A 3,575-nucleotide genomic window follows, 5' to 3' on the forward strand; every position below is an offset into this window, starting at 1 on the left:
CGCCACCAGCGCCGAGGCCGTCAAGTCCCCAACGCCCGGGATTTGCTGGATCGCCTGCATCTGGCGGTCCTCGCGAATCATGGCACGCAGCCGCTGACCAAGGTGGTCGATGTCTTCTTGCAAGGCGTCAATGCGTTTGAGTTGCTCTTGCACGCTGAGCACCAGATCGGCTGTTAGCTGATCAGCCTGCTGCGCCTTGGCCAGCTCGCCCTGAATCGCCTTGAGCAACTGGCTGTGCCCGACCGGCAGAGCGATGCCGAACTCGGCCAGCATGCCGCGCAGTGCGTTGGTTTGCATGACCCGCATCTTCATGAGCTGACGACGCATGCCGTGCAACGCCATGCAAGTCTGCTGGCGCTCCGTCTTGACAGGCACGGGCTTGAGGTGCGGCTGTTGAGCAGCCACCCAGATCGCTTGCGCGTCCATGGCGTCGGTCTTGTCGCGCAGCAAGAAGGCCTTGATGTGCTGGGCAGGCAGCAGCTTGACCTGGTGCCCCAGGGAACTGATCACCCGCGCCCAGTGGTGGGCTGTGCCGCACGCCTCCATCGCAACTAGGCTGCGCTGGCACTTGGCGAAGAACTCGGTGAGCTTGGCGCGCTTGATCTGGCGACGCTGGATTTCACCAGTCTGAATATCGACGATGTGCAACTGGAAGACGGACTTGGCCAGATCCAGACCAATGACGGGCAGATTTGCAGTAGATTGCATGGTGGGGCCTCCAGATCAAGTGGTTGCAAGAACCTCCACTTTGGCACTCGGATGCCGTTTCTGCGAGGCCCCACCGTCGACCGATGGCAGCCTCATTTCAGCAGCAGCGCTGTAGGTGGGCGGACCGTGCCATCTTCAGTCTTGAATGCGCCGACGGTGAATCACCGGCATTCATGCTGTAGCGAGCCTGGCCAGAAGTTGCCGCCCGCACTTGCACCCGGACTTGATGGCACCTGCATAGGGATTTCCCGAGTTGACGCCAGCCTAACTACCGTTAGATTAACGCCATGCAAACAAGGCATGGCGCCTACCGAACGGCAAGGCACATGGCAGGCACGCTGCCCAACACGGCCAACACGGCCAACACGGGACAACCTTTGAGAAAATTAACTGCCCCCTCGACCGGCACCCTGGCAACCAGAGACCATGGTCGCGCCCATGCACCCGGCCCATCCGAGCCGAAGGTCTGCACGACTGCGGCTGCCATCCTGGCGCACCCATCCACTACGCTCGACCGGCAAACCCGTTCAATGGTTAAGTCGCCGCAGCACAGCGCAAGTAACGGCCTGTCATGCTGAATCTCACCAATGTCCAGATCGTTTACGACAACACCATCGAGGCGGTGCGAGAGGCCTCATTGGCCGTCGGCAAAGGTCGCATAGTCGCCCTGCTCGGTTCCAACGGGGCCGGGAAATCAACCACGCTCAAAGGCATTTCGGGCGTTCTGTATCCGGAAGACGGTGAGATCAAGGGTGGCCAGATCACGTTTGAAAACCGCCAGCTGACCGGCCTGGCGCCGGACGAAATCGTGCGCGCCGGCGTGGTCATGGTGCCCGAGGGGCGCCGCCTGTTCGACCAGCTGACGGTCGAGGAAAACCTCGTGATGGGCGGCTACACACGCAGTCTGACAGACGCCAGGCGCCAGATGGAGATGGTGTATGGGCTGTTCCCGCGTCTGGTGCAAAAACGCAGCACGGTGTCGGGCTACCTGTCGGGCGGCGAACAGCAGATGGTGGCCATCGGCCGCGCGCTGATGTCGTCCCCGAAACTGCTGATGCTCGACGAGCCCACGCTCGGTCTGGCGCCACAGATCAGCGAAGAGATTTTCGACATCATCACCCGCCTGTGCCGCCAGGAAGGCATGGGCATTCTCCTGGTGGAGCAGAACGCACAGATGGCGCTGGCCATTGCCGACTATGGCTACATCATGGAAAACGGCCGCGTGGTGCTCGACGGTGAGGCCGACAAGATGCTGCGCAACGACGACGTGCGAGAGTTCTACCTAGGCTTCGGCGAAGGTGGATCGCGCAAGAACATGCGCGACGTGAAGCATTACAAGCGGCGCAAACGCTGGCTGTCCTGAGAAAAAAACATGAACGACACATTGTTAAGGGTCGAAACCCTGTCCAAGCGCTTCGGCGGCGTCGAAGCCGTTGCCGGTGTCAGTTTTCACGTTCGGCGCGGTGAAATCTATTCCCTGATCGGCCCCAACGGGGCCGGCAAGACGACCACCTTCAACATGATCAGCGGCGTCGTCAAGCCCAGCAGCGGCACCGTGCATTTCGATGGCAGCGACATCACCGGCATGCCGGCACACCGCCTGGCCGCCATCGGCATCGGTCGGACCTTCCAGAACCTGGCGGTGTTCAAACATGCCAGCGTGGTGGACAACCTGCTGGTCGGCCGCCACTGCCACATGGCCACCAACGTGCTGGATGCCTCGTGGTTCTTCGGACGGGCGCGGCGCGAGGAGCTCGAACACCGTCGCAAGGTGGAAGAGATCATCGATTTTCTCGAAATCGAGGAAATTCGCGACATGCCGGTGGGCACCCTGTCCTATGGCCTGCAAAAGCGGGTCGAGTTGGGGCGCGCACTGGCCACCGAGCCCAAGTTGCTGCTGCTGGACGAAATGGTGTCGGGCATGAACAGCGAGGAGACCGAAGACATTGCCCGCTTCGTGCTGGACATCCGCGACGAACTCGGCATTTCGGTCCTCATGGTCGAGCATGACATGGGCATCGTGATGGACATCTCCGACCGCGTCTGCGTGCTCAACTTCGGCCGCAAGATCGGCGAGGGCACGCCGGCCGAAATATCGGCCAACGCGGCGGTTATCGACGCCTACCTGGGCAGCAAAACCAAGGAGGCCGCGTGATCGACAACCTGGACGCGTTGCTGCGCAACGGCAACACCACCCTGCCCAAGCTGCTCCAGCACTGGGCACAGCGCTTTCCGGATGCGCTCGCGTTTCGCGAGAAGGATTACGGTATCTGGAACCGGATGACCTGGCAGCACTATTTCGAAACGGCGCGCCGCTTCGCCCTCGGTCTCAAGTCTCTGGGCTTCGACAAGGGCGACCGGCTGGCGATTGCCAGCGAGGACAGTCCGCAGTGGATGTTCACCGACCTGGCCACGCAAGCCATCGGCGGCGTCGTGGTGGGCATCTACCCCACCAACCCGTGGCCGGAGCTGCAGTACATCGTGCACCACTCGAACAGCAAGTTCGTGGTCTGCGGCGACCAGGAACAGGTCGACAAAGTGCTCGACGCCATGGACAAGCACGCCACCGGCCTGCCCGACCTGGTGAAGATCATCTGCGTCGACATGAAGGGCATGCGCGGCTACAAACACGACAAGCTGATGTCGTTCGAGGACGTGCTTGAGCTTGGCGACCAATACGCCGCGGCATCGCCCCAGCACGCGGGAACCTTTGATCGCGCCATCGAGGACACCCAACCCGACGACACCTGCATGCTGGTCTACACCTCGGGCACCACCGGGCCGCCCAAGGGCGCGATGCTGTCGCACCGCAACCTGATCGTCACCGTTGACAAGCTCAAAACCCATTTCAAGCTCGACCGGCACAA

General features: G+C 61.7%; 4 protein-coding genes. 3 read left to right on the top strand and 1 reads right to left on the bottom strand.

Features of this window, described 5'->3' with window-relative positions; all coding sequences use genetic code 11:
• Window positions 1-708 (bottom strand): IS110 family transposase (locus ABYB95_RS19370; RefSeq protein ID WP_372660624.1); only part of this gene is annotated, 708 nt, incomplete at its 3' end.
• 571 nt (window positions 709-1,279) lie between these two features.
• Between ABYB95_RS19370 and ABYB95_RS19375 the strand changes: the two genes are divergently transcribed.
• From ABYB95_RS19375 to ABYB95_RS19385, 3 genes are all read left to right on the top strand, one after another.
• A complete protein-coding gene (locus tag ABYB95_RS19375) occupies window positions 1,280-2,071 on the top strand; it encodes an ABC transporter ATP-binding protein (RefSeq protein ID WP_008905448.1) in 792 nt (263 codons plus the stop codon).
• A gap of 9 nt (window positions 2,072-2,080) precedes the next feature.
• On the top strand, window positions 2,081-2,863 hold the full coding sequence (locus ABYB95_RS19380; protein WP_008905447.1) for an ABC transporter ATP-binding protein: 783 nt from the start codon (window positions 2,081-2,083) through the stop codon (window positions 2,861-2,863).
• On the top strand, window positions 2,860-3,575 hold a 716-nt coding region (locus tag ABYB95_RS19385; RefSeq protein ID WP_372660627.1), incomplete at its 3' end, for an AMP-binding protein. The genes ABYB95_RS19380 and ABYB95_RS19385, both read left to right, overlap by 4 nt.

It is taken from the genome of Hydrogenophaga sp. (genome assembly GCF_041633695.1).
In the GTDB taxonomy this organism is placed as follows: domain Bacteria; phylum Pseudomonadota; class Gammaproteobacteria; order Burkholderiales; family Burkholderiaceae_C; genus Hydrogenophaga.

Coding starts and splice junctions, on each gene's coding strand:
- ABYB95_RS19375 (WP_008905448.1), top strand. CDS start 1,280: ATGCTGAATCTCACCAATGTCCAGATCGTTTACGACAACACCATCGAG.
- ABYB95_RS19380 (WP_008905447.1), top strand. CDS start 2,081: ATGAACGACACATTGTTAAGGGTCGAAACCCTGTCCAAGCGCTTCGGC.